This window comes from Cupriavidus sp. GA3-3 (assembly GCF_000389805.1).
Lineage (GTDB): Bacteria > Pseudomonadota > Gammaproteobacteria > Burkholderiales > Burkholderiaceae > Cupriavidus > Cupriavidus necator_D.
This window is the reverse complement of the sequence record NZ_KB944485.1, coordinates 1-3,438: the sequence shown is the minus strand read 5'-3', so window position 1 is coordinate 3,438 and position 3,438 is coordinate 1. Positions and strand designations below refer to the sequence as shown.

The following is a 3,438-nucleotide window of genomic DNA, read 5'->3' as shown; positions in this document are numbered from 1 at the left end:
GCGATGGAAGAAATCAGCCGCGCCTCGGCGTCGGTCGGCCTGTCGTACGGCGCGCATTCCAACCTGTGCGTGAACCAGATCCACCGCAACGGCACGCCGGCGCAGAAGGCGAAGTACCTGCCCAAGCTGGTCTCGGGCGAATGGATCGGCGCGCTGGCCATGAGCGAGCCCAATGCCGGCTCCGACGTGGTCAGCATGAAGCTGCGCGCCGAGTTCAAGGGCGACCGCTACGTGCTCAACGGCACCAAGATGTGGATCACCAACGGCCCGGACTGCGACGTGCTGGTGGTCTATGCCAAGACCGAGCCTGAGCTGGGCGCGCGCGGCATGACTGCCTTTATCGTCGAAAAGGGCATGAAGGGCTTCTCGGTGGCGCAGAAGCTGGACAAGCTGGGCATGCGCGGCTCGCACACCGGCGAACTGGTATTCCAGGACGTGGAAGTGCCGGTCGAGAACATCCTTGGCGCCGAGAACGGCGGCGCCAAGGTGCTGATGAGCGGGCTGGACTACGAGCGCGCGGTGCTGTCCGGCGGCCCGGTCGGGATCATGCAGGCGTGCATGGACGTGGTCACCCCGTATATCCACGACCGCAAGCAGTTCGGCCAGAGCATCGGCGAATTCCAGCTGATCCAGGGCAAGGTGGCCGACATGTACACCACGCTGCAGGCCGCGCGCAGCTACCTGTATACGGTCGGCAAGAACCTGGACGCGCTGGGCAGCGGCCACGTGCGCCAGGTGCGCAAGGACTGCGCCGCGGTGATCCTGTACACCGCCGAGAAGGCCACCTGGATGGCGGGCGAGACCGTGCAGATCCTGGGCGGCAACGGCTATATCAACGAATACCCGGCCGGCCGTCTGTGGCGCGATGCCAAGCTGTACGAGATCGGCGCCGGCACCTCGGAGATCCGCCGCATGCTGATCGGCCGCGAGCTGTTCGCGGAAACCATGTAAGCGCGCCTACCTTCGCCATCTGCCGACCGACAGCACCATCTCGCGGCACACCCAGAAGCACGATATGCCAATCATCGAAACCAAACTGAACGCCCGCTCCGAGTCCTTCAAGGCCAACGCCGAAGCCATGCAGGCCCTGGTAGCCGACCTGGAGGCCAGGATCGCGAAGCTCGCCGAAGGCGGCGGCAAGGACGCGCGCGACAAGCACCTGTCGCGCGGCAAGCTGCTGCCGCGCGACCGCGTGCAGCAACTGCTGGATCCGGGCACCCCGTTCCTGGAGCTGTCGCAGCTTGCTGCGTACGAAATGTACGACGATGCCGCGCCTGGCGCCGGCATCATCACCGGCATCGGCCGCGTGGCCGGGCAGGAGTGCGTGATCGTCTGCAATGACGCCACCGTCAAGGGCGGCACCTACTACCCGATGACGGTCAAGAAGCATGTGCGCGCGCAGGAGATCGCCGAGGAGAACAACCTGCCGTGCATCTACCTGGTCGATTCCGGCGGCGCCAACCTGCCCAATCAGGACGATGTGTTCCCCGACCGCGACCACTTCGGCCGCATCTTCTACAACCAGGCCAACCTGTCCAAGCGGGGCATCCCGCAGATCGCGGTGGTGATGGGCTCGTGCACCGCCGGCGGCGCCTACGTGCCCGCGATGAGCGACGAGTCCATCATCGTCAAGAACCAGGGCACCATCTTCCTGGGCGGCCCGCCGCTGGTGAAGGCCGCCACCGGCGAGGAGGTCAGCGCCGAAGACCTGGGCGGCGCCGACGTGCATACGCGCCTGTCGGGCGTGGCCGACTACTTCGCGCAGAACGACCACCACGCGCTGTCGCTGGCGCGCAATATCGTGCAGCACCTGAACCGCCGCAAGCCGGACCAGATCCGCCTGCACGAGCCGGTCGAGCCGCTGTACCCGGTGGAAGAACTGTACGGCGTGATCCCGACCGACACGCGCAAGCCCTACGACGTGCGCGAGGTGATCGCGCGCCTGGTCGACGGCTCCGAGTTCGACGAGTTCAAGGCGCGCTACGGCACCACGCTGGTGTGCGGCTTCGCGCGCATCTGGGGCTACCCCGTCGGCATCGTCGCCAACAACGGCATCCTGTTCTCCGAATCCGCACTGAAGGGCGCGCACTTCATCGAGCTGTGCTGCCAGCGCAAGATCCCGCTGGTGTTCCTGCAGAACATCACTGGCTTCATGGTCGGGCGCAAGTACGAGAACGAAGGCATCGCGCGCAACGGCGCCAAGATGGTGACCGCGGTGGCCACCGCGCAGGTACCCAAATTCACGGTGATCATCGGCGGCTCGTTCGGCGCCGGCAACTACGGCATGTGCGGGCGCGCCTATTCGCCGCGCTTCCTGTGGATGTGGCCGAACGCGCGCATCTCGGTGATGGGCGGCGAGCAGGCCGCCAGCGTGCTGGCCACGGTGCGCCGCGACGGCATCGAGGGCAAGGGCGGCAAGTGGAGCGCGCAAGAGGAAGAGGCGTTCAAGCAGCCGATCCGCGACCAGTACGAGCACCAGGGCCATCCGTACTACGCCAGTGCGCGCCTGTGGGACGACGGCGTGATCGATCCCGCGCAGACCCGCACCGTGCTGGGCCTGGGACTGTCCGCGAGCCTGAATGCGCCGATCGAGGACATGAAGTTCGGCGTGTTCCGCATGTAATCACGACAAGGAAGACCGATGTTCAACAAGATCCTGATCGCCAACCGCGGGGAAATCGCCTGCCGCGTGGCCGCCACCTGCCGCCGGCTCGGCATCCGCACCGTCGCGGTGTACTCGGATGCCGACGCCGACGCGCGCCACGTCGCCTTCTGCGACGAGGCCGTGCATATCGGCGGCGCGGCCGCGCGCGACAGCTACCTGCGCGCGGACCACATCATCGAGATGGCGAAGGAGGCCGGCGCCCAGGCCATCCACCCCGGCTACGGCTTCCTGTCCGAGAACGAGGCCTTTGCCGAGGCCTGCGCCGCGGCGGGGCTGGTCTTCATCGGCCCGCCGGCGTCCGCCATCCACGCGATGGGCAGCAAGAGCGCGGCCAAGCAATTGATGGAGAAGGCGGCGGTGCCGCTGGTGCCCGGCTACCACGGCGAGGACCAGGGTCCGGCGCTGCTGCGCCGCGAGGCCGACCGCATCGGCTACCCGGTGCTGCTCAAGGCCAGCGCAGGCGGCGGCGGCAAGGGCATGCGCGTGGTCGAGTCGGGCGACGCCTTCGAGGCCGCGCTGGCCTCGGTCAAGCGCGAGGCCAGCGCCAGCTTTGGCGATGACAAGGTACTGGTGGAGAAGTACCTGACGCGCCCGCGCCATATCGAGATCCAGGTGTTTGCCGATACCCATGGCAACTGCGTCTACCTGTTCGAGCGCGACTGCTCGGTGCAGCGCCGCCACCAGAAGGTGCTGGAAGAAGCCCCCGCGCCAGGCATGACCGAGGCGCGCCGCCGCGCCATGGGCGAAGCGGCGGTGGCCGCGGCCAAGGCGGT

At 67.4% G+C, this 3,438-nt stretch carries 3 protein-coding genes; all 3 read left to right on the top strand.

Translation table 11 applies throughout. From position 1 onward, the window contains the following. On the top strand, positions 1-951 hold a 951-nt coding region (locus C265_RS20585; protein WP_010813235.1), incomplete at its 5' end, for an acyl-CoA dehydrogenase family protein. 64 nt (positions 952-1,015) lie between these two features. Then, on the top strand, positions 1,016-2,623 hold the full coding sequence (locus C265_RS20580) for a carboxyl transferase domain-containing protein (RefSeq protein WP_010813234.1): 1,608 nt from the start codon (positions 1,016-1,018) through the stop codon (positions 2,621-2,623). A gap of 18 nt (positions 2,624-2,641) precedes the next feature. Further along, positions 2,642-3,438, top strand: a 797-nt coding sequence (locus C265_RS20575; protein WP_010813233.1) for a biotin carboxylase N-terminal domain-containing protein, incomplete at its 3' end; no start/stop codon positions are given.

Bases quoted from the DNA above. Each gene is read 5' to 3' on its own strand.
- C265_RS20580 (WP_010813234.1), top strand. From the start codon at position 1,016: ATGCCAATCATCGAAACCAAACTGAACGCCCGCTCCGAGTCCTTCAAG.